This window comes from Halothermothrix orenii H 168, assembly GCF_000020485.1.
GTDB lineage: Bacteria > Bacillota > Halanaerobiia > Halanaerobiales > Halothermotrichaceae > Halothermothrix > Halothermothrix orenii.
Genome location: NC_011899.1, coordinates 1769159 through 1795178, shown reverse-complemented (window position 1 = coordinate 1795178; position 26020 = coordinate 1769159). Strand labels below are relative to the sequence as shown.

The 26020-nt window shown below is 40.5% G+C and carries 29 protein-coding genes; all 29 read left to right on the top strand.

All coding sequences use genetic code 11. The features are described from left to right. The 29 genes from fliQ to HORE_RS08570 all read left to right on the top strand — a co-directional run bounded on the left by fliQ (position 1) and on the right by HORE_RS08570 (position 25927). Positions 1 to 270 carry a flagellar biosynthesis protein FliQ gene (gene fliQ, locus HORE_RS08705; RefSeq protein ID WP_015923391.1) on the top strand — a complete coding sequence of 90 codons (270 nt, stop codon included), beginning with the start codon at positions 1 to 3 and terminating at the stop codon, positions 268 to 270. A 12-nt stretch (positions 271 to 282) separates the two neighbouring features. Beyond that, positions 283 to 1062, top strand: coding sequence for a flagellar biosynthetic protein FliR (gene fliR, locus HORE_RS08700; RefSeq protein WP_015923390.1), 780 nt, complete (start codon positions 283 to 285; stop codon positions 1060 to 1062). 10 nt (positions 1063 to 1072) lie between these two features. Then, positions 1073 to 2143 carry a flagellar biosynthesis protein FlhB gene (gene flhB, locus HORE_RS08695; protein ID WP_015923389.1) on the top strand — a complete coding sequence of 357 codons (1071 nt, stop codon included), beginning with the start codon at positions 1073 to 1075 and terminating at the stop codon, positions 2141 to 2143. A gap of 96 nt (positions 2144 to 2239) precedes the next feature. Beyond that, the gene (flhA, locus tag HORE_RS08690; protein WP_015923388.1) at positions 2240 to 4309 is read left to right on the top strand and encodes a flagellar biosynthesis protein FlhA; all 2070 of its coding nucleotides are present in this window, start codon (positions 2240 to 2242) and stop codon (positions 4307 to 4309) included. Continuing rightward, positions 4310 to 5380 (top strand): flagellar biosynthesis GTPase FlhF, encoded by a 1071-nt coding sequence (flhF, locus tag HORE_RS08685; protein WP_015923387.1) that lies wholly within the window; start codon positions 4310 to 4312, stop codon positions 5378 to 5380. It abuts the gene before it with no gap. Then, on the top strand, positions 5373 to 6239 hold the full coding sequence (locus tag HORE_RS08680; protein ID WP_015923386.1) for a MinD/ParA family protein: 867 nt from the start codon (positions 5373 to 5375) through the stop codon (positions 6237 to 6239). Before flhF ends, HORE_RS08680 begins: the two co-directional genes overlap by 8 nt. 12 nt (positions 6240 to 6251) lie before the next feature. Next, positions 6252 to 6902 (top strand): flagellar brake protein, encoded by a 651-nt coding sequence (locus HORE_RS08675; protein ID WP_015923385.1) that lies wholly within the window; start codon positions 6252 to 6254, stop codon positions 6900 to 6902. A 1-nt stretch (position 6903) separates the two neighbouring features. Then, entirely contained in the window at positions 6904 to 7263 is a 360-nt protein-coding gene (locus HORE_RS08670; protein ID WP_015923384.1) for a hypothetical protein, read from the top strand. A 15-nt stretch (positions 7264 to 7278) separates the two neighbouring features. After that, positions 7279 to 8043 carry a sigma-70 family RNA polymerase sigma factor gene (locus HORE_RS08665; protein WP_015923383.1) on the top strand — a complete coding sequence of 255 codons (765 nt, stop codon included), beginning with the start codon at positions 7279 to 7281 and terminating at the stop codon, positions 8041 to 8043. A 22-nt stretch (positions 8044 to 8065) separates the two neighbouring features. After that, positions 8066 to 9901 carry a flagellar assembly protein A gene (locus HORE_RS08660; protein ID WP_015923382.1) on the top strand — a complete coding sequence of 612 codons (1836 nt, stop codon included), beginning with the start codon at positions 8066 to 8068 and terminating at the stop codon, positions 9899 to 9901. A 13-nt stretch (positions 9902 to 9914) separates the two neighbouring features. Beyond that, positions 9915 to 10226: a hypothetical protein gene (locus tag HORE_RS08655; protein ID WP_015923381.1), complete on the top strand. Its 312-nt coding sequence runs from the start codon at positions 9915 to 9917 to the stop codon at positions 10224 to 10226. A 15-nt stretch (positions 10227 to 10241) separates the two neighbouring features. Further along, positions 10242 to 10823, top strand: coding sequence for a DUF6115 domain-containing protein (locus tag HORE_RS08650; protein WP_015923380.1), 582 nt, complete (start codon positions 10242 to 10244; stop codon positions 10821 to 10823). Further along, positions 10816 to 11214 carry an aminodeoxychorismate lyase gene (locus HORE_RS08645; RefSeq protein ID WP_015923379.1) on the top strand — a complete coding sequence of 133 codons (399 nt, stop codon included), beginning with the start codon at positions 10816 to 10818 and terminating at the stop codon, positions 11212 to 11214. Before HORE_RS08650 ends, HORE_RS08645 begins: the two co-directional genes overlap by 8 nt. Positions 11215 to 11437: 223 nt before the next feature. After that, positions 11438 to 12184, top strand: coding sequence for a flagellar basal-body rod protein FlgF (gene flgF, locus HORE_RS08640; RefSeq protein ID WP_015923378.1), 747 nt, complete (start codon positions 11438 to 11440; stop codon positions 12182 to 12184). Between the two features lie 227 nt (positions 12185 to 12411). Then, positions 12412 to 13200 (top strand): flagellar basal-body rod protein FlgG, encoded by a 789-nt coding sequence (gene flgG, locus HORE_RS08635; RefSeq protein ID WP_015923377.1) that lies wholly within the window; start codon positions 12412 to 12414, stop codon positions 13198 to 13200. A gap of 119 nt (positions 13201 to 13319) precedes the next feature. Next, complete coding sequence (flgA, locus tag HORE_RS08630; RefSeq protein ID WP_015923376.1) at positions 13320 to 14330, top strand: flagellar basal body P-ring formation chaperone FlgA; 1011 nt, start codon at positions 13320 to 13322, stop codon at positions 14328 to 14330. Between the two features lie 18 nt (positions 14331 to 14348). Then, the gene (locus tag HORE_RS08625) at positions 14349 to 14927 is read left to right on the top strand and encodes a flagellar basal body L-ring protein FlgH (protein WP_015923375.1); all 579 of its coding nucleotides are present in this window, start codon (positions 14349 to 14351) and stop codon (positions 14925 to 14927) included. Positions 14928 to 14947: 20 nt separating this feature from the next. Continuing rightward, positions 14948 to 16099, top strand: a complete 1152-nt coding sequence (locus HORE_RS08620; protein ID WP_015923374.1) for a flagellar basal body P-ring protein FlgI — start codon at positions 14948 to 14950, stop codon at positions 16097 to 16099. 23 nt (positions 16100 to 16122) lie between these two features. Next, entirely contained in the window at positions 16123 to 16491 is a 369-nt protein-coding gene (locus HORE_RS08615; RefSeq protein ID WP_015923373.1) for a rod-binding protein, read from the top strand. Between the two features lie 29 nt (positions 16492 to 16520). Continuing rightward, positions 16521 to 19022 carry a SpoIID/LytB domain-containing protein gene (locus HORE_RS12515; RefSeq protein ID WP_015923372.1) on the top strand — a complete coding sequence of 834 codons (2502 nt, stop codon included), beginning with the start codon at positions 16521 to 16523 and terminating at the stop codon, positions 19020 to 19022. Positions 19023 to 19074: 52 nt separating this feature from the next. After that, positions 19075 to 19623: a hypothetical protein gene (locus tag HORE_RS08605; RefSeq protein ID WP_015923371.1), complete on the top strand. Its 549-nt coding sequence runs from the start codon at positions 19075 to 19077 to the stop codon at positions 19621 to 19623. Positions 19624 to 19633: 10 nt separating this feature from the next. Continuing rightward, positions 19634 to 20629, top strand: coding sequence for a bifunctional heptose 7-phosphate kinase/heptose 1-phosphate adenyltransferase (locus tag HORE_RS08600; protein WP_015923370.1), 996 nt, complete (start codon positions 19634 to 19636; stop codon positions 20627 to 20629). Beyond that, positions 20619 to 21095 carry a D-glycero-beta-D-manno-heptose 1-phosphate adenylyltransferase gene (gene rfaE2, locus HORE_RS08595; RefSeq protein WP_015923369.1) on the top strand — a complete coding sequence of 159 codons (477 nt, stop codon included), beginning with the start codon at positions 20619 to 20621 and terminating at the stop codon, positions 21093 to 21095. Before HORE_RS08600 ends, rfaE2 begins: the two co-directional genes overlap by 11 nt. A gap of 141 nt (positions 21096 to 21236) precedes the next feature. Continuing rightward, on the top strand, positions 21237 to 21410 hold the full coding sequence (locus HORE_RS12975) for a hypothetical protein (protein ID WP_167935777.1): 174 nt from the start codon (positions 21237 to 21239) through the stop codon (positions 21408 to 21410). Between the two features lie 10 nt (positions 21411 to 21420). Next, positions 21421 to 22044 (top strand): sigma-70 family RNA polymerase sigma factor, encoded by a 624-nt coding sequence (locus HORE_RS08590; protein WP_015923368.1) that lies wholly within the window; start codon positions 21421 to 21423, stop codon positions 22042 to 22044. Positions 22045 to 22046: 2 nt separating this feature from the next. Then, a complete protein-coding gene (locus HORE_RS08585) occupies positions 22047 to 22778 on the top strand; it encodes a ComF family protein (RefSeq protein WP_015923367.1) in 732 nt (243 codons plus the stop codon). Positions 22779 to 22894: 116 nt separating this feature from the next. Beyond that, entirely contained in the window at positions 22895 to 23098 is a 204-nt protein-coding gene (locus HORE_RS08580) for a cold-shock protein (RefSeq protein ID WP_015923366.1), read from the top strand. A gap of 343 nt (positions 23099 to 23441) precedes the next feature. Beyond that, entirely contained in the window at positions 23442 to 23996 is a 555-nt protein-coding gene (hpf, locus tag HORE_RS08575; RefSeq protein WP_012636578.1) for a ribosome hibernation-promoting factor, HPF/YfiA family, read from the top strand. A gap of 293 nt (positions 23997 to 24289) precedes the next feature. Continuing rightward, the gene (locus HORE_RS08570; RefSeq protein ID WP_012636577.1) at positions 24290 to 25927 is read left to right on the top strand and encodes a glutamate synthase-related protein; all 1638 of its coding nucleotides are present in this window, start codon (positions 24290 to 24292) and stop codon (positions 25925 to 25927) included. Positions 25928 to 26020: the final 93 nt, after the last annotated feature.

Genomic DNA, 26020 nt, shown 5'->3' with positions numbered 1-26020 from the left:
GTGGATAAAGCACTGGTAATAGATATTGGCCGGAATGCTCTGTTTGTTGTTTTAAAGATTATTGCACCGGTAATCGGCTTTGGTTTGATAACCGGACTCCTTGTTGCCATTTTCCAGGCCACAACCCAGATTCAGGAACAGACTCTCGCCTTTGTTCCCAAAATACTGGCAGTTTTAATCTCAATAGCTATATTCGGTCCCTGGATGTTGAGCACAATTGTCGATTTTGTGACTTCATTATTTCAGCATATTCCTACATATATTGGATAAGGTGAGTTCCTGATGACTTTAGAAGATATGCTCGTTAACCAGACATACCAGTTTCTACTTATTATGTTTCGATATTTAGGTCTTTTTTTAATAGCACCCGTTTTTGGTAGCAGGGTTTATCCTGTCAGGGTTAAAGTGTCTCTGGCATTGATGTTAACCTTTATTACCCTGCCGCTAATTGGTGGACAGACCGTGGAACTACCACAGCAGACTGTCGGTATTCTGCTTGATGTGATACGGGAGTCTTTAATAGGATTTATTATAGGTTATATTTTTTATCTTGTATTCGCTTCAATTCAGCTTGCTGGACAGTTTATTGATGTCAGGATGGGTTTTGCCATAGCCAATGTTATGGACCCCATTTCAGGAGTTACTGCCCCAGTCGTGGGCCAGTTCAAGAATATAATGGCCATACTGGTTTTTCTGGCAATTAACGGGCATCACCTGCTTCTTGAAGGTTTATACAGGTCCTTTCAGATAATACCATTGAGGGGTTTAACCCTGGGTTCTGAAGTATTTAACCTTTTATTTAGAACCACCGGTAATATGTTTATCATAGCCTTTAAAATTGCCCTACCGGTGATGGGAACTCTTTTTATTGCCGATGTTGTATTTGGTTTTCTGGCCCGCACTGTTCCCCAGATGAATATTTTTATTATCGGGCTTCCCATGAAAATATTAATTGGTTTTATAATGTTAATATTATCCCTGGGAGTAGCAGTTTACTTTTTCCAGGATCTGTTCTCTGAATTTTATCGGGAACTTATCAAAATTATTAAGCTGATGGGTTAGGGGGGAGAATATGCCGGTAAACCAGTCAGGCGAAAAGACGGAAAAACCGACGCCGAGGCGATTACGGAAAGCCCGTCAGCAGGGACAGGTTGCCAAGAGTCAGGAATTATCATCAGCCTTTACCTTAATGGGAGGCTTTCTGGTCTTATTCTTTATTATAAAAAATATTATCTACTCTTTGACCAACAGGATGTCATATTTTTTGTCTCTGGAGGCCTATAATAAGATTAATGATGTTAATAGCTTATATATCCTGATAGACAGTTTCTATTTTATAGCCAGATTAATTTCTCCGGTATTACTGGCTTCAGCCATTATCGGGCTGGTGGTTAATTTCCTCCAGGTTGGTCCTCTTTTTGTCCCGGATTTAATTAAACCAGATTTAAAGAAGATTAATCCAATTTCCGGGTTTAAAAGGTTGTTTTCATTAAAGTCAGTTGTGGAACTTATAAAGTCATTATTTAAAATTGCTATAGTAGCTATTCTGGCCTATTTACAACTTAAAAACTCCTGGCAGACCTTAATAAACCTTTCCAGACAGGGAATTACAGAAGCAGTAGCCTACCTTGGCCATTTAATATTCAAAGTGGCCATTACAATTATCATCTGCCTGGTGGTCCTGGGAATAGCTGACTACATATATCAAAAGTGGGAATATATCAGGAATTTAAAGATGACCAAACAGGAAGTAAAAGAGGAACATAAAGAGATAGAGGGTGACCCCCGGATTAAAAGTAAGCGCCGGGAAAAGCAAAGGGAGATGACCTTAAACCGGATGATCAAGGCCATGGAAGAGGCCGATGTAGTCATTACCAACCCGACCCATATTGCTGTAGCTTTAAAATATGATATTAACTCAATGGAAGCCCCTGTTGTCGTGGCTAAAGGTGAAGGTTTTATTGCAAAAAAAATAAAGGAAAAAGCCAGGGAACTGAAGATAGAGATAGTTGAAAATAAGCCCCTGGCCCGGGCCCTTAATGCTACCACTGAGATAGGAGAGGAGATACCGGTTGACCTCTATCAGGCTGTGGCTGAAGTACTGGCCTTTCTCTATAAAAACAATAAATATCGTCCTCAATAATGGACATATGGATAAATTAAAATGTAAGATATCTGGAGTTATTAAGAGTACAGGAATAATTAAGATGGTCAAAACAGACAGGGAGGCAAACGAAAAGTGCCTGCATTAACTGAAAATACCCTATTAAACAAAATAAGCAAGAATACAGATATTGTATTTGCTATATTACTGGTGGGTATTATTATGATGTTTATTATACCACTACCCACCGTTTTAATGGATATTCTGCTGGCTACCAATATTACCTTTTCTATGGTAGTAATCCTGGTAACCATTTATATTACTGATCCTTTAGAGTTTTCAGTTTTCCCGTCACTGTTGTTATTTGCAACAGTATACCGGTTATCCCTGAATATATCAACAACCAGGCTTATTTTAACCCATGGTTATGCGGGGAAAATCATTATGAGTTTCGGTGATTTTGTGGTTGGCGGTAATTATGTAGTCGGACTTATTATGTTTATCATAATTGTAGTTATTCAGTTTGTTGTTATTACCAAAGGTGCTGAAAGGGTTTCTGAAGTTGCCGCCCGTTTTACCCTTGATGCTATGCCCGGTAAACAGATGAGCATTGATGCTGATTTGAATGCGGGTATAATTGATGAAAGGGAAGCCCAGCGCCAGCGGGAATTAATCAGGCAGGAAGCAGACTTTTATGGGGCCATGGACGGTGCCAGTAAGTTTGTTAAAGGTGATGCTATTGCCGGTATTATTATAACTTTTATAAATATAATTGGTGGTCTGATTGTCGGGGTCTTGCAGCAGGGTTTACCCCTGGCCCAGGCCGCCCAGACCTATACTCTGTTAACGGTCGGTGACGGGCTTGTGACCCAGATTCCGGCCCTCTTAATATCAACCGCCACTGGCCTTGTTGTTACCCGGGCTGCCTCTGAGAGCAGTATGGGCAGAGAATTTTCAGGACAGCTTACAGCCCAGCCCAAAGCCCTCTGGATAGCCAGTGGAGTTCTGGCGATTCTGGGACTGGCCCCCGGGTTACCAACACTTCCCTTTTTTATACTTTCAGGTATTGTCGGTGGGGTTGGTTATGTAATGAATTTACAGCTGAAATCAAGGGAACAGAGAGAGGCCAAACCCGAAGAAGAAACCGTTGCCCCGAAACGGCCTGAAAAGGAAGAATTAAATGAATTGATAAAGGTTGACCCCATTGAAGTGGAGGTTGGTTATAACCTGATTTCTCTCGTCCTTCCCGAACAGGGGGGAGATTTCCTGGACCGGGTGGCCATGATCAGGCGACAGACGGCCATGGAGCTGGGAATTATTATTCCCCCGGTCAGGATACTGGATAATCTACAGCTGGAACCAAATGTCTATCGTATAAAATTACAGGGTGTTGAGATTAGCCGGTATGAAATTCTCCCTGACCATTATCTCGCCATGGATTCGGGGATAACTACCAAAGAGATTAAAGGAATAGAGACGAAAGAACCGGCCTTCGGGACACCCGCTATCTGGATTACTGAAAGACAGAAAGAAGAAGCGGAACTGTCCAACTATACAATAGTAGACCCGCCTTCAGTTATGGCAACCCACCTGACTGAACTTATCAGGCAACACGCTTACGAACTCCTGGGTCGCCAGGAGGTTAAGGAACTTATAGATGGTATTAAAGAGGACTACCCGGCTGTAGTTGAAGAACTGGTACCGGATCTCATGAATCTCGGTGAAATCCAGAAGGTATTACAGAATTTACTCTGGGAAGGAATACCGATTAAAAATCTGGTAACAATCCTGGAGACTCTGGCCGATTATGCCGGCAAGACCAAGGATATTCAACTTTTAACAGAGTATGTCAGGCAGTCCCTGTCTAGACAGATAACCAGTCTCTTTACAGAAGATGATGGTACCCTTTATATTATTAATATGGATTCCCAGATTGAAGATGAATTATCCCAGGCGTTAGAGCAGTCTGATCAGGGGCGTTATTTCACCCTGGAACCATCCAGGGCCCAGGATCTTCTTAATAAAATAGGTGTCCGGTTAAAGGTATTACTGGAAAAGGGGCATGACCCCATATTACTGACAACACCACTTATCAGAAGGCCCCTTAAAGAATTAACATATAGAAGCTTTAAGGATTTGGTTGTTCTATCATATAATGAACTACAGCCAGATACTAAAATTGAGGTTTTGGGGACGGTGACATAAATGCGTGTTAAAAAATATGTAGGAGACACGATCCAGGATACTATCTTTAAGGTCAAAGCCGATTTAGGCCCTGATGCCATAATTTTAAATACCCGTAAATACAAACAGGGTGGGTTTATGGGGTTATTTTCCCGGACAAAGGTTGAAGTCCTGGCCGCCCTTGAGGATAAAAAAACATCCCACCGGGATGAAAATTCGGAGAAGGCCTTGAAGGAGATTAATAACCTGAAGAAAATGGTTCAGGCAATGAATGAAAAATGGGAATCTGATTCCTTTTTAAATAAACTACCTGATAATTTGTCTTCAATTTACAAATACCTGGTCAATCAGAGGGTGGACAAAGGGTACTGTCAGGAGTTAATGAAAAAGCTTAAAAATGCCAGTGTAGATAGTCAGAAATCATTAATATCACTACTTGAGCGCAAACTGAACCAGGTTATAGGTAATCCTGAACCCATCAGGGTTAATAGAAATGAGCAAAAGGTTGTATTATTTGCCGGACCGACCGGAGTGGGGAAAACGACCACTATAGCAAAGCTGGCCGCCCGGTTTGCCCTGGATAAGGAAGTTAAGGTGGGGTTAATAACAGCTGATACCTACCGTATTGCAGCCGTTCAGCAGTTACAGACCTATAGTGATATTATAAACATTCCTTTACATGTTGTTTACAATGAAAGGGAATTGAGCCAGATTATCCGGGACAAGCTGAAAAAATACCAGCTAATCCTGGTAGATACGGCCGGTAGTAGCTGGAATGACCAGCTCCAGCTGGGGAGATTGAAGAAGTTTGCCAGCCGGAATTATGTTGATGAAATTCATTTATTGATAAGTATGAGTACCAAAAGTGAAGATATAAAAGGTATTTTAAAGAAGTTTTCTATAATTAAGCCTGATAAGCTTTTATTAACCAAACTTGATGAAACAACAACCTATGGTGATATAGTTAATATCAAAAGAGAGTATAAATTACCCTATTCCTATATTACATATGGGCAGGATGTCCCTGATGATATTAAGCCAGCCCGGAAAGAGGAGTTAATACAGTATATATTAGGTGATTTAAATGGTTGATCAGGCAACAAGGCTGAGGAAATTAGTCAAAGCAAAAGAAATAAAGGGTTCTGAAACCAGAGTCATAGCAATTGCCAGTGGCAAAGGGGGAGTCGGGAAAACCAATGTTGCCGTAAATCTGGGACTGGCCCTGCAAAAGAAAGGAAAACGGGTATTATTGCTGGATGCCGACCTGGGAATGGCCAATGTTGATATTCTGCTGGGGCTAACCCCTAAATATAACCTCAATCATGTTTTAAAAGGTAAATGTGATTTTTATGAGGCCCTCCTTGAGGGGCCGGAGGGTTTACACGTTCTTCCCGGAACTTCCGGGGTGGAAGATTTAATTAATATCAGTTCCCGGGAAGTAAATAGATTGATAGAAACATTTAACCAGATGGAGGAAAATTATGATATAATATTAATAGATGTTGGAGCCGGTATTCATTATAGTGTTATAAATTTTATTATGGGATGTGATGAAGTAGTTGTAGTCCTTACCCCTGAACCAACTGCGGTGATGGATGCCTATAGTTTAATAAAAATAATGGCAAATCATGGTTACAACAGGGATATAAGCCTTTTGATAAATCAGGTCAGTAACCAGCAGGAGGGGGATAAGGTTACAGGAAGGATGACAAAGGTTATTGAGGAATATTTGGGACTTGACGTCAGGGTTATGGGATACATACCTTTTGATGAACATATTAGACAGGCTGTAAAGGCACAACAGGCAGTAGTCCATCTTTACCCTGGCAGTAAAGCCGGAAAGGCCTTTTCCGGGATTGCTGAAAGAGTATTAAATCAGACCCGGACCAAAAAACCAAAGGGCATGAAGGGTTTTGTATCAAAGATCATTGGAATTATTGGCCGCAATTAGGGAGGGAAATTCATGAACAAGACGCCGGAAAGGTTAAAAGTAAATCAAAAAGTAGAACTTGAAGTAGACAGACCGCCCTATGAGGGAAAATACCTGAGCAAGATAGCTTCAGTAACCGGAGAATATATAAAAGTAACCCCTCCTTTTGTTAAAGGAGAAATAATGCCCCTCAGGGTTAATCTCCCTGTAAAGGTTTATTTTAATGACAAATACGCAGCTTATTATTTAAATACAGTTATTGTGGACAGGGAGAAGGAACCGGTTCATTTGTTAGTGTTAAAGAATACAGGGGATTACAGGAAGATACAGAGGAGGGAGTTCTTCCGGGAAGAGGTCAAAAGAAAGGTTAAATACCGGGCTCTGGATGATAATTTACATCCAGTTGAACCCTTTAGTGAGACCTATACCATTGATATCAGCGGTGGGGGTATTAAAATGGCAGTAGATAAAATGCTTCCACTGGAAGGTAAAGTGGAGCTGTTACTGGACTTGCCCGGACTGGAAAGAAGCAGTATAATAGGTAAGGTTGTAAATCAGTATGGAAATGAAGATCCCCCGGCCGTGGGTGTTAAGTTTACAGATATTGATCATCAATCCAGAGAGAAGATAATCAGCTGGTTATTTGAATACCAGAGGGAGCTCAGGCAGAAAGGATTGTTATAAGATGAGACTGAGGGCATTTACGGCTTTATTTGCCGGTACCCTGGCTTATATGAGTGTTATTGTTATCGGGGTAATACTGGGGATGGACTTATCATCTATTTTTACCTGGAGTCTGGGTGCTTTAGCCTTTTTTGCTGCAGGTGGCTGGTTGATAACCTATACCCTGGAAACCTTATCCCGGAAACATGAATTTCAGATTAATAATGATTATAATAGCAGTAAGACCAGGGGGTCTCAACAGGAAACAGGAGAAGATAGTGAAACTAAACAATCTGAAAATAATAACAGTGATACAGGTGATAACAGTGAATTTACCCCGCTCGATCCTCCTATCCTGGAGGTAGATAATAGAGAGGAGTAATAAGGGGGATAAATTATGGCAGTTTCTCAGGAAAAAGTTGAGTATCTTGACTTGTGGGAGGCCTATAAGGGTAAAGGTAGCCAGGAGGCCAGAAAGGAATTAATACTAAACTATTTACCCCTCGTTAAATACCAGGTAGAGAGGGTCAAAATGATCATACCTGATTTTATAGAGGAAGATGATCTGGAAAGCTACGGGATAATTGGCTTAATAGATGCTATTGAAAAATATGACTACAGACTGGGTATCAAGTTTAACACATATGCTTCCCGACGAATCAGAGGATCTATTATTGATCACCTCAGGAAACTTGACTGGTTACCCCATTCTCTCCGCCGGGAAGGGAAAGAACTCCAGAAGGTAGCTGATAAACTGGCTAAAGAACTGGGACGAAAACCGACTGTAGCTGAACTGGCAAATAAGACTAATATTTCCCGGGAAAAGGTCACAAAAATCTATTCAAAGTTAAATTCAGCTAAATGGGTGTCCCTGTATGAAGACTGGGGCGAGTCGACAGTATTCAATTTTATTAAAGGTGATTGCCTTCCCCCTGACAGGATACTGGATAAAAAGGAGAGGATAAAACTCCTGGCCAGGGCAATAGACCGGTTAAGTGAATCGGAGCGGACTGTTATTTCTCTATATTATTATGAGGAATTAACCCAGAAAGAAATTGCAGAAGTTATGGGGTTGTCTCCAGCACGAATTTCCCAGATCCATAAAAGGGCGGTTTACAGGTTAAGGGGTTATTTAGCCAGGAGAAAATATGATTTATTATGATTTATAAGAAAGGAGAATTGAGATGATAGAGGTAGTTCGTGTTACTGCTCCCGATGAGAAAAAGGCCCTGGAAATAGGTAAAAAGGAATTGGAGGCAAAAACAGGACAGGTTGTAGCTGTAGATAAACTCAAGGTTACGTTAGTAAGGGAAAAGAAGGGTTTTCTTGGACTTAAAAGCAGGAAAAATGTCTATGAAGTCACTTACGAAGAAGAAGAGTCTATTGAACAAAAAGAAGAACTACTGGATATGGTCATGGAGAATCTGGGAATTGATGGGGACTTTAGAATCAGGGTCAGTGATAACGGAATATTTCTTAGGATCATCCCACCTGAGGGAGAAGGTGATCCTGTTCACTACCATGATATAAAGACTGCCCTTGATAAAAAGGAAATAGTCGAAGTAGACTGGCAGTCGATACAGGAGGCATTGAATAAACAATCAGAAGAATGGGTTAAGATTGCCCCGCGTTATCCCGAGCTTGACCGGGATGCAGAGGCCGAGGTGGAGATAAGCCGTGATAAACTGAAGGCCTTTATGTCCTATAAACCTCCCCTCGGTGGAAAAGACCTGACCATAGATGATCTTCATGATATCTTAAAGGAATCAGGGGTAGTTTATGGTATCAAAGAAGATAAGCTGATAGAAATACTGGAGGAAGATGAACCGATTGATAAAGTTCTGGTGGCAGAAGGTGAAGAACCTACCCCGGGAATTGATGCTGAACTGGTCTACCACTTTGAGACCAGGGAAGAGTCAGTTGGTACCCAGCGGGAAGATGGTAGTATAGATTTTTATAACCTTGGATTAATTACCAATGTTAAACCCGGTGAAGTTCTGGTCACCAAAATTGACCCCCAGCCGGGAGAGCCGGGTAAAACGGTTACCGGGGAAGAACTTCCCCCACCGAAACCGCGGGATAGAGAGTTGCCAGGGGGAAAAAATGTAGAAAGAAAAGATGACAATACCCTGGTTGCTACTGTATCGGGGCAGGTTGTAAAACGGGGTAATAAAGTCAGTGTTTTACCGGTTTATGAGGTTAAAGGTGATGTTGACTTAAGTGTAGGTAATATAGATTTTGTTGGTAATGTATATGTCAGGGATAATGTTCTGGAAGGCTTTGAAATCAGAGCTGATGGTAATGTTGAGGTCAGGGGGCATGTCTCAGCAGCCAATATTGAATGTGGCGGGGAGTTAATAATCCATAAAGGTTTTGTTGGAAAAAATAAGAGCCGTATTAAGGCCGATGGTAATGTCAGGGTAAAGTTTGTTGAAAATGGAACCATTGAGGCTGGAAAAAATATAATTATCAGTGATGCGGCCATGCATAGCCGGTTGACAGCAGGGCGTAAAATAGAAATAAAGGAGAAAAAGGGATTACTGGTCGGTGGAATTTGTAAAGCTGGAAAAGAGCTTGAAGCCAATATCATAGGTTCAGTACTGGCTACCGATACCCGCCTTGAGGTTGGGGTCGACCCCATGATGAAGGAAAGATTAAAAAAGATTAAAAAGGAAATAGAAGAAGCAGAGATGAATATTACAAAAACAAAAAAAGCCTTAAATATCATGGAACAGCTTAAAAAACAGAGAGGCCAGCTTCCCCAGCAGAAGGAGATTATGTATGATCGCCTGACGAAAACAGTAAAAAAACTGGAAAGTATGATTGAATCTAAAGAGAGGATCTATAAACAGCTTGAAGAGAAGATTGCAAATAAAACCCGGGGTCGCCTTGTTGTCAATCAGAAGATTTACCCAGGTGTTAAGATTGCCATCGGTAACTCCCAGTATAATGTCCATGATGAAATGAACAGGACCTGTTTCATTGAAGATGAAGGGGAGATAAGGCAGGTCCCTGTATAGGTGGTGAATTCTGATGACTCACCCTATTAACCCCCATACCAATTTACCCATGTCCCTTCAGGTCGATAAAATCCATCAAATAAAGCAGCTTCATGATGTCCAGCAACAGGGACAGCTGGCCCAGCAAAACCAGGTAGAGGAAAAGCAGAGACAGCAAAAGGTCAATGAGAATACAGAATCAGAAGAAGCCAGAATAAGGGATGAAGAAAAGGAATCTAATAATAACGGCCGGCAGGGTAATAAGGAGCAAAATAATAACAGTGATAATGAAGACAAACACCGTCCTGATGATGGTAAGGGTTTTTTTATCGATGTTAAGGTTTGAAACGGGAGTGGTAAAATGGGCTGGTTTTTGATTTTGGCAGGTAGTTTATTTATTGTGCTTGGTTTTTATTTTAAATACAGAGGGTACCAGCAGATTAAGGTTTTTATCTATAGAACAGAAGCAGCCACCAGGAAAATTACTGCAGATGGTATTGTAGAAGATACTGATGAAGATATTATAAAAGAAACTAAAAAGGATACTACTGATGGAGATACCACCGGTCCTTCTGTGGCAGGAAATGATATAAGAGAAGATACTGATTTTCTGGAAAGGGTTCAACGGCTTAAAAACATTAGTCAGAACCTGGATGTTATCCTGGCTGAAATCCAGCGAAAAGAAGATGAAATCAAAAAGGCAGTTAGGAACCTGGAGGCTTATGAGGACCAGGACAGGAAAGTTCATTTTAATGATATCTTCTATAAAACCTATGAAGAACTTAAGGGGCAACATCTTCCTGAGAAATACCGTGACATTATTGCCCTTTCTGAACAGGGGTATTCCCCTGAAAAAATTGCTAAAAAGCTTGATTTAGGGATCCGGGAGACCAGGCTAATACTTAGATTATATAAAGGAAAGAGGTCCGGTGAAGATGGTTAAATTTGATTTCAGGAAAACAATTATAAGTGATTTAATTATAATCGCCGGGGTTATCCTGGTTGGGAGTGGTATTTTCCTGGTTTTTGCTGAAGATTCTACAGCCGCATACCCATCTCCAGCTATATATGATATTGATAGTTTTGACCTTACCCATCGGGAACTTGAATATAAATTTGAAGAAAAACCAGAATTTGTAGAGGTTAAGATACCCAGAGGGGCAACCGGTCTCGAAGTGGCCAGGATTCTGGCTGATAAAGGGCTGGGAGAGAGTCAGGAATTTCTGAAATACATTAACCTGTTCCGACTTGAGTCCCGAATTAAAGCAGGGGAATATACTTTTGCCAAAAAAGAAGGTATTTTAAATATTTTGTCAAAAATAATAATTAAGTAGAAAAAACAGTAGAAGTCAGTTATTTTGTATCTGGTTTTAAAAATTTTACAGATGGTCTAATAAAAGGGCTTTTTAAAAGGCTTGATTTAAAAATGTATATAAAACACCTTTTGAAACTTCTGTTGATAATCAATTATTCTAAATTGTTTATAGAAATATGGAGTTTGTTTATCTAAAAAAAGTTAGATAAAGGTTTAAAAATATTTAAAAGGGGGTGAAAAAATTGATTAAAGGAATCTATACTGCTGCTTCCAGTATGGTAACCAACCAGAGGAAGATGAAGCTTGTTGCCAATAATCTGGCCAATGTTAATACAGCAGGTTATAAAAGGGATGAAGGTATTCAGGTTTCCTTTCCAGAGGTTTTTATCTCACGCCTTGAAAAAGGACAGGCTACCCCTCTAGGGGAGCTGGGGACCGGTGTTAAAATTGAAGAAGACTATACCGACTTTAGAGAAGGACAGATGAACCATACCGGTAATCCCCTGGATGTGGCCATTGATGGCAACGGGTTTTTCGTAGTTGAGACTCCCCGGGGACGTCGTTATACCAGGAATGGCAATTTTACTGTCAATGAACAGGGTCAGATTGTTACCCAGCAGGGATACCCGGTTCTTGGTGAAAGGGGTCCTCTCCAGACCATCAGGGGGCGTAATATTAGTATTAATACAGATGGTCAGTTATATCTCGATAATCTTGAAGGGGATCGCCTTTTAATTGTAGACTTTGAAAATCGTCAGGGATTAAGGAAAATTGGAGAAAACTTATATGTTAATGAAGGAATCCGGGAAATCCAGGCCAGTGATTATCAGATTAAACAGGGTTATCTGGAAACATCGAATGTTAATATTGTTAAAGAGATGGTCAGAATGATAGAGGTAAATCGCGCCTTTGAGGTTAACCAGAAGGTTATTAAAAATGCTGATCAAACTCTGAGTAAGGCTGTTAATAATGTTGGTAAGCTCGGTTAAATCTTATTTTTGTTAAGCTTTTTATAAGCTTATTAGAATAAAGATTATTATAATATTATTAATTTCTATAAATTATATATAAATATATCCGTTATTAAATACAGCTGGACCCTGTTAGGGAGGCTGTCTGCTACTAAATGACTGAGGTAGCAGGGGAATATCGACCGGAACATAGCTTGAGAGTTACATAGCTTTTTAAAAATAACCGTTGACAGGGAGTGGTTTAAATGATCGGAGCTTTATGGACTGCGGCAACAGGAATGGATGCCCAGCAGACGAATATTGATACGATTTCAAATAACCTGGCCAATGTCAATACCACTGGATTTAAAAAAACCCGGGTTAATTTTCAGGACCTGATGTATCAGCATATCAGGCAACCGGGGACACCAAACAGCCAGGGAGGGCAAATTCCAGTTGGAATAGAAGTGGGTCATGGTGTTAAGGTTTCAGCGACCCAGAAGATTTTTTCACCGGGGAACATTCAGAATACTGATAACCCCCTGGATATTTTAATTGAAGGTGATGGTTTCCTTCAGGTTCTGTTGCCCGATGGAACCCTTGCCTATACCAGAGATGGTTCTTTAAAGAGGGACAGTATGGGTCGGATTGTTACTTCTGATGGTTATCCTATTCAACCCGAGATATATATTCCGGAAGACGCCAGCAGTATCAGTATTACTTCAGATGGTACCATAGCTGTTGAGATTAATGGCAGTAATCAGCCCCAGCAGATAGGGCAGATTGAACTTGCCCGGTTTTCCAATCCAGCCGGTTTGAATAGTATTGGACGGAACCTGTTCAAACCAACCGTGGCCTCCGGTGATCCTATTGTAGGAACTCCGGGTAGTCCCGGGTTTGGAACCATTGCCCAGGGTTTTCTGGAAATGTCCAATGTCAAGGTTGTCGAAGAAATGGTAAATATGATTGCTGCCCAGCGGGCTTATGAAATTAATTCCAAGGCTATTCAGGCAGCTGATGAAATGCTCAGAACTGCATCCCAGTTGCGCCGGTAAAATTGATTTCCTGAGTTGAATTTGGTTTACTGGTTGATTTAGTATTATACCCGGGTTTAAGATATACGGGCTTAAGATACCTGTGTTTAAATAACTCCATGATAAAGTAGGGACCAATTATGGTAAAGCGTACCGGACAGAAGGGTGTTAAAATATCCAGATTAATTTTGCTGCTGCTGGTAACAGTTTTATTATTAGTGACTTTATCTGCTGATATCCTGGCCGGGGAGGAGATAATTTATAAGATAAGTAGGACTGAGGTCATTATTTCCTCTCCCCAAATTTACCTTGGTGATATAGGTAGCTTTACGGGTGTCAGTGGACAAAAACTAACTGAATTAAATAAAATTAGTCTGGGACGGGCCCCCTTACCCGGCTATTTCCGGGAAATAACCCGGGAGTTAATATCCCTTATATTAAAGGAAAAGGGTTTTATCGACATCAAGCTCATGGTCCCTGAAGTTGTTATTGTAAAAACCTCCAGTAGAGAAATAGAGGGGGAAAAGCTACTGGAGGAGGGGCGTCAATTTATATTAAATAAACTGGCCCCCCGGGCAGAAGGGGTGGCTATAACCCCTACTATTACCCCCCGGAATGTAGTAATACCGGATGGGGAATATAGTTTAAAATTTCTCGAGGAGGATCCGGATAAATTAATCGGAAATATCTCCCTTCCCATTGAAATTATAGTTAATGGTAAGGTGTGGCGGCGTATCTATTTAGGTTATAAAGTTGAACTCAGGATGAAAGTCCTTGTAGCGACCCGGAATATAAAAAGAGGGAGCAATATCTGTAAAGAGGATTTGGCCCTGACAACTGAGAAGATAACTGGAGTCAGGGGAGAGATTATAAATGATTTTAATGACCCCCGGCTGTCATATTCCATTGTTAAGATCCCTTTACAGAAGGGAGAGATACTGACTACTGATCACCTGGAGCAACCAGTGGTCATACACTGGGGGGATATAGTAGAAGCAGAGGTTATTGTCAGGAATGTTAAGGTCTCTACCAGTGTTAAGGCCCTGGGTAGTGGCCGGGTGGGCGATTATGTAAAGGTTATAAACCCTGAAACCGGTTATGAATTTAAAGCCAGGGTTATTAATTCGAGACTGGTCAGGGTCGTCCGCTAATTACAGGAGGTAATTCCTATGAAAAAAAGCTTGATTTTTATGGTCTGTCTTTTGTTACTGGTTAGTCCGCTAACTGGAGCTGATAACAATTCACTCTGGTCTGACGAATCGGCCAGTATCTATGAAGATCGTCAGGAATTTAAAGTCGGGGATGTTATTACAGTAGTCATTGAAGAGAATTCCAGTGCTGTCCAGAGTGCCAATACTTCCACCAGCCAGGAAAGCAATATTGATGCCGGGCCTGGACTGGGTATTTTTGATTTTATTAAGGCCTTTGGTTTTAGTTATTCTGATGAGGGTCAGGCCGATGGTCAGACCCAGCGGAGTGGTATTATTGAAGCAGACCTTACAACCCAGATTGTTGAGATTCTTCCCGGTGGTAATTTCAGGATTGTTGGCCGGAAAACAATTAAAATAAATGGTGAAGAACAGTATATAAAACTATCAGGTATTATCAGGCCTGAAGATGTTACCCTGGATAATACAGTCCTGTCGACTAAAGTGGCTGAGGCTTCGATTGAATTTGAAGGGGAAGGAATTGTTACCGAAAAACAGAAACCGGGTTTGTTTGAAAGAATTATGAACTGGATTTTTTAGGAGAGAGGGGGTCAAGGTCAATGACCTTTGCATATAGATTGAGATATCTTTTTCAACATATCCTGTTTTTACTTATAATATTACTGGCAACCCTGCCTGCTTTTGCGTTAACTACTCAGGACCCCCTGGTGTCTATTGGTGATATTACCAGGATAGAGGGGGTCAGATATAACCAGTTAAGCGGGTTTGGACTGGTGTTTGGACTGGCAGGGACCGGAGATAGCAGTAGATTTCAACCTACCATTCAGAGTAATGCCAATCTGTTGAAACACTTTGGTATAAATGTTACTCCGGATCAGGTCAGGGCCCGGAATGTAGCTGCGGTTGTCGTTACTGCCAAGCTACCTCCCTTTGCCCAGCCGGGGGATACGATTGACATAACAGTAAGTTCAATCGGGGATGCCAGGAGTTTACAGGGGGGGACTCTTTTTATGACTCCACTGAAAGCCCCCAATGGTGATGTGTATGCCGTGGCCCAGGGACCTTTATCTATTGGTGGTTTTAATGTCCGCCAGGGAGGAAATCAGGTCAGACAAAATCATCCAACGGTAGCCCGGATTCCTAACGGGGCTATAGTTGAAAGATCGGTGGATATGGAACTCAATAATGAGGAACTGACCTTCATTCTGGAACAGAATAATTTTGAAACAGCCAATTTTGTAGCCATGGCTATCAACCAGCAATTTCAATTTATTCCGGGAGTTGATAAACTGGCCAGGGCTATAAATGCCCGGGAAATAGAAGTAACAGTCCCTGACGAATACCGGAATAATGTGGTTGATTTTATTGCCAAGATTAATAATCTCCAGGTCAGGGCCGGTACAGAAGCCAGAATAATTATTAATGAAAGGACAGGGACGGTTGTTTTTACCCATAATGTCAGGATTTCAACGGTGTCTGTCTCCCATGGTAATCTGACTGTAACTATAACTTCCCGGGAAAATGTCTCCCAGCCCGAACCCTTTACAGATGGAGAAACTGAGGTAACTACTGAAACTGAAATCCAGGTTGAAGAAGAAGAGCAGCATATGATGGTTATTCCCCGTAATGCCAGGATCAGTGACCTGGTGGCAGCCTTAAATGCAATCGGGGCCAGTCCCCGGGATATTATCGGGATTATTCAGGCTATTAAGAGAGCCGGGGCTTTGCATGCCAGGGTAGAACTGATATAATTATATAGTAGGAGTGGATTGTGATGGATATTAACCTTAATATTAACAATGGGTGGCAACAACCCTACCGTTCTATGAATGAAAAATTGAACTCTATAGATGAAAAGAGTCACCATAAAGGCTTACAGGTTAAGGCTGTCAATGATAACAATAACGGGACCCGGGATCAGAAATTAAAAGAGGCAGCTGACCAGTTTGTGGCTATATTTGTAAAACAAATGTTAAAAACAATGCGGGATACGGTTCCTGAAAAGGGACTTATAGATGGTGGTTTTGCTGAAGATGTATTTACCGATATGCTAGATGGTGAAATAAGTAAACAGAGTGTCAGACAGGGCTTTAATTACTTAAGCCGCCTGCTTTATGAACAGCTTAGCCGTCAACAGAGGTAAGTTAATGTGGAGAATAAAGGGGGGGTAATGTGAAAAAAACAGCTATACTACATGAGACTATCTGGCCCGGACACTTTCTTTTAATTTTTTTAGTAATCCTGGCCGGCCTTTTTTTTATAAATATTGATGTATTTGCCTTATCCCAGGAGATGACCCAGTTTATCGAAGATGGTAAAACTATTAATGTAAAAATAGAAGAAAATATTACCAGATTAACCCTGACCCCCCAATCTGATATTGAGGTATATGATTATACAACAAAAAAGAACTACAGGCTTAAAAGGGGTGAGGTCTACACTCTCAGAGTTACGGGTGTGGGTCCGACCCGTAGCCTGGGATATAGAGTCCAGGTGTTTGCCAGTTTTGATAAAAATAAGTCTTTGAATGTAAAAAATCAATTGCAGGAAGCGGGATATCAAAAAGTCTTTATTGTCCGGGATGGGAAATGGTATAAAGTCCAGATAGGTGATTATAGTTCAAGGGAGAAGGCAGGAGAAGTTGCCAGTAAACTGAATGGAGAGGGCTGGGAAACCTGGGTGGTTTCCGGTCCTTTTACACCACGGAGTGGTAACTGGATAGAGATCTTTTATAAAAAAGAGGTTATTTTCAGGGGTAAGGTCCTGGAACTAGGGGGAGAGGTAAAGATTGAGAATTATGGACTTTTTCCGGGAAAGACAGAAATTGTTATGTCCGGACATTCTCTTACAGTCTATAACCTGGTTCCGTTAAGGGACCTCCTTTATGGCCTAGTGGCCGGTGAATTGTCTATTAAAGACAGAAAACATCTGGAAGCGGCTAAAGCCCAGGCTGTGGCTTCCCGGAGTTTTATCCTCCATGAGCTTTTTTATGGTAATGAAGAGGTTTTTACATTTAATAATTACCGGGGGCTTGAGGGGGTTAATTATCTGGCAAAGATGGCCGTAAACCTCACTTCAGGAGAAGTCCTGGTCTATGATGGGAGGATAATTAAAGCTGTTTACCATGAAGATAGTGGTGGTTTGACCGCTGACAGTAAAGATGTCCTGGCAGAAGAGATTCCCTATTTAAAACCGGTTACTGACGGGTTAAAAAGCAAAATCTGGAATAAGGTTTTTTCCGGGCATGAACTCGAAAAAAGACTTACCGGGTTGTTAAAGGATAAACTGGATCTGGAGATATTATGCCCGGGGATAAGGGATATAAAGACTGTAACCGATGAAAATGGCCGGGTTATCAGGGTGGATTTTGTTACAGATTTTGGAATATATTCTGTTTATAAAGATAATATCAGATCGTTTTTTTCTACTACTGAGGGCCTGTTGCCGAGTACCATATTTGAACTGGATAAAGGTTTTAAAAACGGGTATCTTCATCAGCTGACAATTAAAGGAGTCGGTCAGGGACATGGTCTTGGGATGTCTCAACTGGGAGCCTTAAAGCTGTCTGAAAAGGGCTATGACTACAGGGATATATTAAAGCATTATTATAAAAATGTAGAAGTAATTGACCTGACCGGTGAGATAAAAGAAAAGGTCAGGGTTGAAGCCCGGGTTATAAGAGGTCTTAGATATTATGAAATTGAACAGCTTACCTGGTGGGGGCCCCGGTTAATAACAATGCTTGACCTTGATTTGAATAATGACTTTTTATATGTGGAGCCATTTCTGGCCAGTGGAAAGTTGTCTGGTCTATCTGATTTGAGTCAGGTAGTGTCCGGGAAAAAAGCCCTGGCCGGAATTAACGGGGGATTTTACAGTTATACAGGCCGTCCCCTGGGTTTATTTATGATTAATGGCGAGATTGTTAGTGAGGATATTATGGGGAGAACAGCTCTGGTAATAACTCCTGATGATATAATCATTGACAGGATAGACTGGACAGCCCGCTTAACCAATACCAGGGGTGAAGAAATACTTATTGAAGGTGCTAACAGGCGTCCCCGGACCGATGAAGCGGTTATTATAAACAAATATTATGGCCAGGTAGCTCCTCCGGCCCGGGAATGGATAACAGAGTTGGTAGTTTCCAATGGAGTAGTCCAGTCGATAAAAGACGGTAGCCCCGGGACAGTAATTCCAGATAATGGGTTTATTATCCAGGCCCATGGGCAGTCCCGACAGTTTCTGAAATTATTTAAAGAGGGAGATAAAGTTGTATTGCAGAATAATTTCGGCCCGGGCCTCACAAATAAAGATATAAAGATGGCCCTCGGAGCTGGACCTACTTTGATAAAAAATGGTAAAATATATATTACAGGAAAGGCCGAAGGGTTTCAGCCAGATATTCTCAGGGGTAGGGCCCCCCGGACTGCTCTGGGGATTACTTCCGGAAACCATCTAATAATGGTTACTGTTGATGGAAGACAGCCCGGATTCAGTATCGGGATGACTCTGGAAGAACTGGCCCAGTTTATGTTAAAATATAATGTAGTACAGGCCATGAATCTCGATGGTGGGGCTTCTTCCCGGATGGTGGTCAGAGGTTATACAATGAACAACCCCAGTGATAAAAGGCTTATCAGTAATGGTCTATTGATAAAGTACAGACAATAAAAATTCAACATGTCAGAAATAGACTATAAAATATGCGATTGAGGTGAATGCCATGAGAAGGTTAATATCAAAGCCAGAGGGACATGCTGGAATCTTTTTTATCGTGGTTTTTGTGGTAATGTCTTTAGTCTCTATCAGGGCTTCAGCCGGTCCTGAACTGGATACTGTCCATTACATAGTAAGTGGACAGGGAACAACAATAAGTTCTTTAAAACTTGATTTAGGTTATAAACTCGATGACATTAATAATCTGGACCTTCTGGGGGTTTATAATGGTGAAGACATAAAGATGCAGGGCACCTGGAATATAAGATTTTTAAAGAGGAGCCTTTATAGTTTACAATTAGGTTTATCATTAACCACCGGCTTGAATGAATCGGGTTTTGGTAAGGCCATCGGACTGAGTGGTGAAGGGATATATCTGGTCCAGAACCGGTATTTCTGGAATATAGATTATTTTATTGATGAAAAAGCCTGGGTCTATGGAGCTGGCCTTGGTCTGCCAGTAACTCCTGATACTTTCCTGACTCTCGGGGTCGGGAATTCCTACTGGGACCGTAATGATATCAACTTAAATATTGGAATAAAAGTTGATTTATAGGAGGAAACTAATGAAACAACTTACAGGCTATATTCAGCAATTTAATAATATAAAAATAATGGTTGTTGGTGAATTAATCGCTGATGAATTTATTACAGGAGAACCTGAGAGAATATCAAGGGAGGCACCTGTTCTTATCCTGAGACACCATAATCAGCAAATATTACCGGGAGGTGGTGCCAATGCCGCCCATAATATATCCAGTCTCGGGGGAAGAGTGAATCTGGTCGGGATAATAGGACCAGATCAACCTGGAAATAAATTATGCCGTTATCTGGAAGAACACGGGGTGGATGTAAACGGTGTTGTGGTTGCTGAGGACAGGCCTACCTGTGTTAAGACCAGGATACTGGCCGGTGGTGGTGGTATTGTAAAACAGCAGGTGGTTAGAATTGATCGCCTGGATAATTCCCCCATTGACCGGGACCTGGAAGAAAGAATAATATTAAATGTCAGGGACAATATTAAAAATGTTGATGGGATTTTAATATCTGATTATGGAAATGGTTTGTTTACTGAAAGGGTTAAACGGGAAATTATTAAAGCAGGGAGAAGTAGAGGAAAATTTATTGCAGTTGATACCCGTTATAACCTTCTTGATTACCAGGGGATTACGATAGCTACCCCAAATCTTGAGGAAGCCAGTTATGCCGTTGGATGGGAGATTAAGACCAGAGATGAAGTTATTAAAGCCGGTAAAGAAATCATTGGTCACATGGATATGGAATACTTACTTATAACCCAGGGTGGAGATGGGATGACCCTTTTTAATAAGGAAGGGGAATTCCAGCATATTCCAGCTGTCAACTATACCGAGGTCTATGATGTAACCGGGGCCGGAGATACTGTGGTAGCAACCCTTTCACTGGCCCTGGGTGCCGGGGCAACCATGGAAGAAGCCATGGATCTGGCCAATACTGCTGCCGGTATTGTGGTCAGGAAATCAGGTGTGGCTACAGTAAAACCAGGAGAGTTAATGGAAGAAGTGATAAAAAATGAGAAATAAAATTCAGGATATAAATTCTTTGCAAACGATTGTTCAAACCTTAAAACAGGGAGGGAAAACCCTGGTTTTTACCAATGGTTGTTTTGACCTCATTCATGTGGGCCACATCCGGTATTTATACAGGGCCAGATCATTTGGTGATATTTTAATAGTGGCTGTCAACAGTGATAGTTCGGTCCGTCAGTTAAAGGGAGAAAACCGTCCCATTATAAATGAAAGGGAAAGGGCCGAGTTACTTTCAGCCCTTGAAATGGTAGATTATGTATTTATATTTGATGAGCTTACCTGCTCTAATGTTATTAAAGAAATCAAACCAGATGTTTATGTAAAAGGAGGTGACTATACCCTGGAGACCTTACCCGAATGGCCGGTGGTTAAAGAACTGGGTAGTCGGGTAGAGCTCGTTAAGGAAGTCAAGGGGAAATCAACAACGGAAATTATAAATAAAATAAAGTCTCATACTTAATTTATTTAGATAGTTCTATCAGTCCAAATTCCAACGGCAAATGTTTTATGTTTAATATATGAGGCTGTCGTTTATCTTTTAAATAATTATGACAAGAGGCCAATTTGTTCTAATAAGTTAAAAGCGAGAGGCGATTAATTTATGAAATTCCTGAAAAAATATAGAAAAAGTGAGAAAAGTAAAAAAAGCAATGAAAAATTTCTCAGGAGCTGGGAGTTTAATATGGTTTTGACGCTGATTATATTAATGGTAATGGCTACTATAGTTGACCTCGGAATTTCATTTGATCAGGTATTTAAATTCATTCTGCATTAGAGGTGATTCTATGGTGAATAAGCAGGGAGAAGAAGAGATTATCAGGCAGGCCCAGAATCGAAACAGGCGTGCTATTGAATATTTGATTAATTCCAATATGGATATAGTTTATGCAAAGGCCAAATACTTTTTTATCAAGGGGCTAGATAAAGATGATGTTATTCAGGAAGGAATGGTTGGCCTGTTTAAGGCGATCCGCGATTTTAAATTTGAAAAAGGAGCCTCGTTCCGTGGCTTTGCCCAGCTATGTGTCCATAGACAGCTCGTTTCTGCTATTAAAAGAGCCAACAGACAAAAACACATCCCCCTTAACACCTCAACTTCAATAGACCGTTCTATTGATAACAGTGAAAATGGCAGGAGTTATAACGATATATTACCCAATGAAGATGAAAACCTTGAAGAGAAGTTTATATACCAGGAGCAGCTAAAAATGATTTTTGAAGATATTGAAAAGGAATTAACTGAACTGGAACGGGAAGTTTTTATGCAATACCTGGCCAATAAGTCATACCAGGAAATTTCAAATCAGCTTGAAGTTAATCTTAAAACGGTTGATAATGCCCTGCAACGGGCCCGGAAAAAGATAGAACGGATTAAACGTAATTATAATATTAATGATTTGGTTGGTTAACCGTGAATATAATTGAATTTTTTCTTGATATAATTTATCCGCCAGAAAATCATTGTCTTGTCTGTGGAAGGAAGTTAACAATATTTTCCGAATTAACAGGTCTCTGTCAGGAATGTCTCAGCAATATTCATTTTATAACTGAAAGTTGTTCGCGATGTGGTCGGGAAGTAGAGGATAAAAGGAATATCTGCAGTTATTGCAAAACATTTGAACCTGCTTACGACTTTATACATAGTGGTGCTTCATATGATGGAATTACCAGGCAAATGTTGCTGGAATTTAAGTTTAAACAGAGAAAAGAGTTAAAGAAACCACTGGTTGAACTACTGTCTTTTACCTTCAGGGAGTACTTTAAAGACTATGGTATTGATTATATAGTTCCAGTTCCAATGCATTATTTAAGAAAACGTTTGCGGGGATTTAACCAGGCCAGTCTTATGGCAGAAGGCCTGGCCAGGAAGGTAAATATACAGTGTCTACCCGGGGCCTTACAGAGGGTTAAAGAGGGAGCACCTCTTTTTCAACATGGACTTAAAGAACGCCGGAACATAATTTCCGGTAGTTTTGCCCCCGGGGAGGAGAGCCCACTTATTGAAGGGGCTAATATAATGATTGTTGATGATATATATACAAGTGGAACCACTGTAAATGAGGTTAGTACTGTTTTGCGGGAAAGGTGCCGGGTTAATAAAATATACGTCCTGACAGTAGCCAGGGCCAGGTTTAAAGGGTAGTAAAATCCACAATTATATATTGCAAACTTCTTGTCCATATGATATAATTTAACTAATGGGTTTCAAAATAAACTTCTTGGACCCATTTAAAGAAATTACAGGGGGAATGTTTAAAGATGATTTATTCTGGTAAGGTAAAATGGTTCGATCCTAAAAAAGGTTATGGATTTATTGAAAGAGATGAAGGAGACGACGTATTCGTACACTTCTCTGCTATTAAGGAAGAAGGATTCAAAACGTTAGAAGAAGGTCAAGAGGTAGAATTTGAAATCGTTGAAAGTGAACGTGGCCCACAGGCTGCTAATGTAGTTAAATTGTAAGACCCGTTTTATTGTACTTACAGGTTAAACAGAAATTTAAACCCTGGCTACTGTTGTAGTCAGGGTTTTTTAATAATAATTAGAGTAGAGCTTCAGTCAATTTGTTTAAGATAAGAATAAAAAAGTAACTATGTTATAAAATATAAAGGAATTAAAGGGAAGGATATTATATTTTAAAATATTATATTTAAACATTTATTTGTATAAATAATTATAAAAATGGAATTATGATGGAATATTATTAATTTAAAAAATATTAATAAAATAAATTATCTGGTTGGCAGGAATTATTTTCTTTTTGTCGAATATTATTAATAAAAGGGAACGAAAGGAGTGGGCAGTATTGAAGATTACCACATATGGAAAGAATATTGATGTTACCCCTGCTTTAAAAGAATATGCTATAGAAAAGGTAAGTAAATTAGGAAAGTACTTTGATGGTGAGCCCCAGGAAGCCCATATTTCTATGGAAGTAGAAAAGGGCAGGCACATTGTCGAAGTAACTGCCTACCTCAACGGTCTTATTTTAAGGGGGGAAGAAGAATCTCAGGACATGTATGCCTCTATTGACGGAGTACTGGAAAAACTGGAACGTCAGGTTCATAAATATAAAACCAAAATTAATAGAAAAATAAGGGAGAGGAAACAGGAATTTAAAAAAGAATATAAAGAAGAGAGAAGAGAAGAGATTTTAAATAGTGAGGAGGATGAATTTAAACCCAGAATTGTCAGGACCAAAAAATTTGCTATAAAACCAATGTCTGTAGAAGAAGCCGCCATGCAAATGGATTTGCTTGGCCATGATTTCTTTGTCTTTACAAATGCCAATACGGAACAGGTTAATGTGGTCTATAAAAGAAAAGATGGTAATTATGGATTGATTGAGCCTACATTTTAAAATACTGGATATAATTAAACCAGCATAATGGAATATCTTAAGTGCCAACAATTTAATACAAATAGTGACAGATAATTGTTATTTATCGAATTTTAGCCACCCATGCGGTGGCTTTTTTTAATGTGTCGCCAATTTTTTCAAAATGATTGTACGCGCAGGCCAATTATTTTTTTCAATTAGTTTTTTTATATTTATACGAAATATTAAATATATTTTCACATAGTGAAAAGGATTTTTCGTATAATAGAAGAACATTTTATTATACCAATATTTATTCAGGAGGGAGAAGTTAGATGTTAAACTGGAGAAAAAGAAATGATGCACTGGGAACAGTAAACAGGGGTGATCCGGCTGAGTCAGGTCTATGTACTCTGTGCCGGGCAGACTGCAAGGGAAAGTGTGAAACCTGGTTATCATCCCTTGTTGGCCGTAAATTATTATACCCCAGGGATTTTGGTGAGATTACATCAGGGAGTGGTAATATATCACCGGTCGGTGTTGGTTACCATTCCTTAAGAATTCAGGGATATACCCATGGGGCAGATGGTTTAAATGAAGGATTAACAGATGATGCCGATGATTGTATTTTTCCTAATGCAAATGTGGAAACAGAATTCGGGAATGAAATAGAAACCAGATGTAAGGTTCCCATAATGACTGGAGCCCTGGGTTCAACCTTTATTGCTGCTAAGTACTGGGACTCTTTTGCCATCGGAGCTGCCCTGGCTGGATTCCCCATTGTAATCGGTGAAAATGTAGTCGGGGTTGATAAAGAGGCAGTTATCGAAAATGGTAAAGTAGTTAAGGCTCCGGAACTGGATCGGCGTATTGAAACCTACCAGAAATATTATAATGGTTATGGTGCTATTTTTGTTCAGTTAAATGTTGAAGACACCAGAAACGGTGTTGCTGAGTATGTTATTGATAAATATGGTGATGATGTCATTATTGAATTGAAATGGGGCCAGGGGGCAAAAGATATTGGTGGAGAAATTCAGGTGAAGAGCCTGGAATATGCTAAATTCCTGGCAGATAGAGGGTATGTTGTAGACCCTGATCCTACTGTCGAGAAAAACCAACAGGCCTTTAAAAATGGCTCTATTAAGAGTTTTGCCCGACATAGTCGCCTCGGGGGAACCAGGGCGAAAAATGTTGATCAGTTAAAGGAAGAGTTTTTTAACTCTGTAGAATTTTTAAGAAACCTGGGATTCAAACGGATTTCCTTAAAGACCGGGGCTTATGGTATGAAGGGACTTGCTATGGCCCTGAAATTCGCTTCAGAGGCTAAGCTTGATCTGTTAACAATAGATGGGGCCGGTGGTGGTACCGGCATGAGCCCCTGGAATATGATGGAACACTGGGGAGTACCGTCATTGTTACTTCATGCAAAAGCAGTTGAATATGCTGATATTTTATCAGAAAATGGTTATGAGGTTCCGGATATGGCCTTTGCCGGTGGCCTGGCCCGGGAGGATCATATCTTTAAGGCAGTAGCCATGGGTTCCCCTTATGTGAAACTGGTCTGTATGGGAAGGGCTCCGATGATACCTGGCTTCCTCGGTTCAAATATTGAAGGTGTCTTTTATCCGGACCGGAAGGAGAAATTAAACGGACACTGGGATGAGTTGCCCAGGACTGTAAAAGAACTGGGAGAAACACCGGAGAGTATTTTTGCCGGCTGGTATGATGTTGAGGAAATGGTCGGCAAGGACGAAATGAAAAATATCCCCTTTGGGGCAGTTGCCCTTTATACCTTTGTTGATAAATTAAAGGCAGGTTTACAGCAATTTATGGCAGGTGCCCGTAAATTTAACCTTAAAGAAATAAAAAGGTCTGATTTGATGTCAGCTAACCGTGAAACCGAGCGGGAAACAGGAATTCCTTTTGTCACTGAAGCCCTTGATGAAGAAGCCAGGGAAATATTGAAATAAACTTCCCTGAGCTTAATTGATTCCCCCTTTATTTAAATAATATATGGCAACATGGCTAGATGTATGGTAACATGATATAAAATGCTCATCTGG

What these genes read in the sequence shown, in the direction of transcription:
- fliR (WP_015923390.1), top strand. Translation starts at nt 283, where the DNA reads ATGACTTTAGAAGATATGCTCGTTAACCAGACATACCAGTTTCTACTT.
- flhB (WP_015923389.1), top strand. Translation starts at nt 1,073, where the DNA reads ATGCCGGTAAACCAGTCAGGCGAAAAGACGGAAAAACCGACGCCGAGG.
- flhF (WP_015923387.1), top strand. Translation starts at nt 4,310, where the DNA reads ATGCGTGTTAAAAAATATGTAGGAGACACGATCCAGGATACTATCTTT.
- HORE_RS08680 (WP_015923386.1), top strand. Translation starts at nt 5,373, where the DNA reads ATGGTTGATCAGGCAACAAGGCTGAGGAAATTAGTCAAAGCAAAAGAA.
- HORE_RS08675 (WP_015923385.1), top strand. Translation starts at nt 6,252, where the DNA reads ATGAACAAGACGCCGGAAAGGTTAAAAGTAAATCAAAAAGTAGAACTT.
- HORE_RS08670 (WP_015923384.1), top strand. Translation starts at nt 6,904, where the DNA reads ATGAGACTGAGGGCATTTACGGCTTTATTTGCCGGTACCCTGGCTTAT.
- HORE_RS08665 (WP_015923383.1), top strand. Translation starts at nt 7,279, where the DNA reads ATGGCAGTTTCTCAGGAAAAAGTTGAGTATCTTGACTTGTGGGAGGCC.
- HORE_RS08660 (WP_015923382.1), top strand. Translation starts at nt 8,066, where the DNA reads ATGATAGAGGTAGTTCGTGTTACTGCTCCCGATGAGAAAAAGGCCCTG.
- HORE_RS08655 (WP_015923381.1), top strand. Translation starts at nt 9,915, where the DNA reads ATGACTCACCCTATTAACCCCCATACCAATTTACCCATGTCCCTTCAG.
- HORE_RS08650 (WP_015923380.1), top strand. Translation starts at nt 10,242, where the DNA reads ATGGGCTGGTTTTTGATTTTGGCAGGTAGTTTATTTATTGTGCTTGGT.
- HORE_RS08645 (WP_015923379.1), top strand. Translation starts at nt 10,816, where the DNA reads ATGGTTAAATTTGATTTCAGGAAAACAATTATAAGTGATTTAATTATA.
- flgG (WP_015923377.1), top strand. Translation starts at nt 12,412, where the DNA reads ATGATCGGAGCTTTATGGACTGCGGCAACAGGAATGGATGCCCAGCAG.
- flgA (WP_015923376.1), top strand. Translation starts at nt 13,320, where the DNA reads ATGGTAAAGCGTACCGGACAGAAGGGTGTTAAAATATCCAGATTAATT.
- HORE_RS08625 (WP_015923375.1), top strand. Translation starts at nt 14,349, where the DNA reads ATGAAAAAAAGCTTGATTTTTATGGTCTGTCTTTTGTTACTGGTTAGT.
- HORE_RS08620 (WP_015923374.1), top strand. Translation starts at nt 14,948, where the DNA reads ATGACCTTTGCATATAGATTGAGATATCTTTTTCAACATATCCTGTTT.
- HORE_RS08615 (WP_015923373.1), top strand. Translation starts at nt 16,123, where the DNA reads ATGGATATTAACCTTAATATTAACAATGGGTGGCAACAACCCTACCGT.
- HORE_RS08605 (WP_015923371.1), top strand. Translation starts at nt 19,075, where the DNA reads ATGAGAAGGTTAATATCAAAGCCAGAGGGACATGCTGGAATCTTTTTT.
- HORE_RS08600 (WP_015923370.1), top strand. Translation starts at nt 19,634, where the DNA reads ATGAAACAACTTACAGGCTATATTCAGCAATTTAATAATATAAAAATA.
- rfaE2 (WP_015923369.1), top strand. Translation starts at nt 20,619, where the DNA reads ATGAGAAATAAAATTCAGGATATAAATTCTTTGCAAACGATTGTTCAA.
- HORE_RS12975 (WP_167935777.1), top strand. Translation starts at nt 21,237, where the DNA reads ATGAAATTCCTGAAAAAATATAGAAAAAGTGAGAAAAGTAAAAAAAGC.
- HORE_RS08590 (WP_015923368.1), top strand. Translation starts at nt 21,421, where the DNA reads ATGGTGAATAAGCAGGGAGAAGAAGAGATTATCAGGCAGGCCCAGAAT.
- HORE_RS08580 (WP_015923366.1), top strand. Translation starts at nt 22,895, where the DNA reads ATGATTTATTCTGGTAAGGTAAAATGGTTCGATCCTAAAAAAGGTTAT.
- HORE_RS08570 (WP_012636577.1), top strand. Translation starts at nt 24,290, where the DNA reads ATGTTAAACTGGAGAAAAAGAAATGATGCACTGGGAACAGTAAACAGG.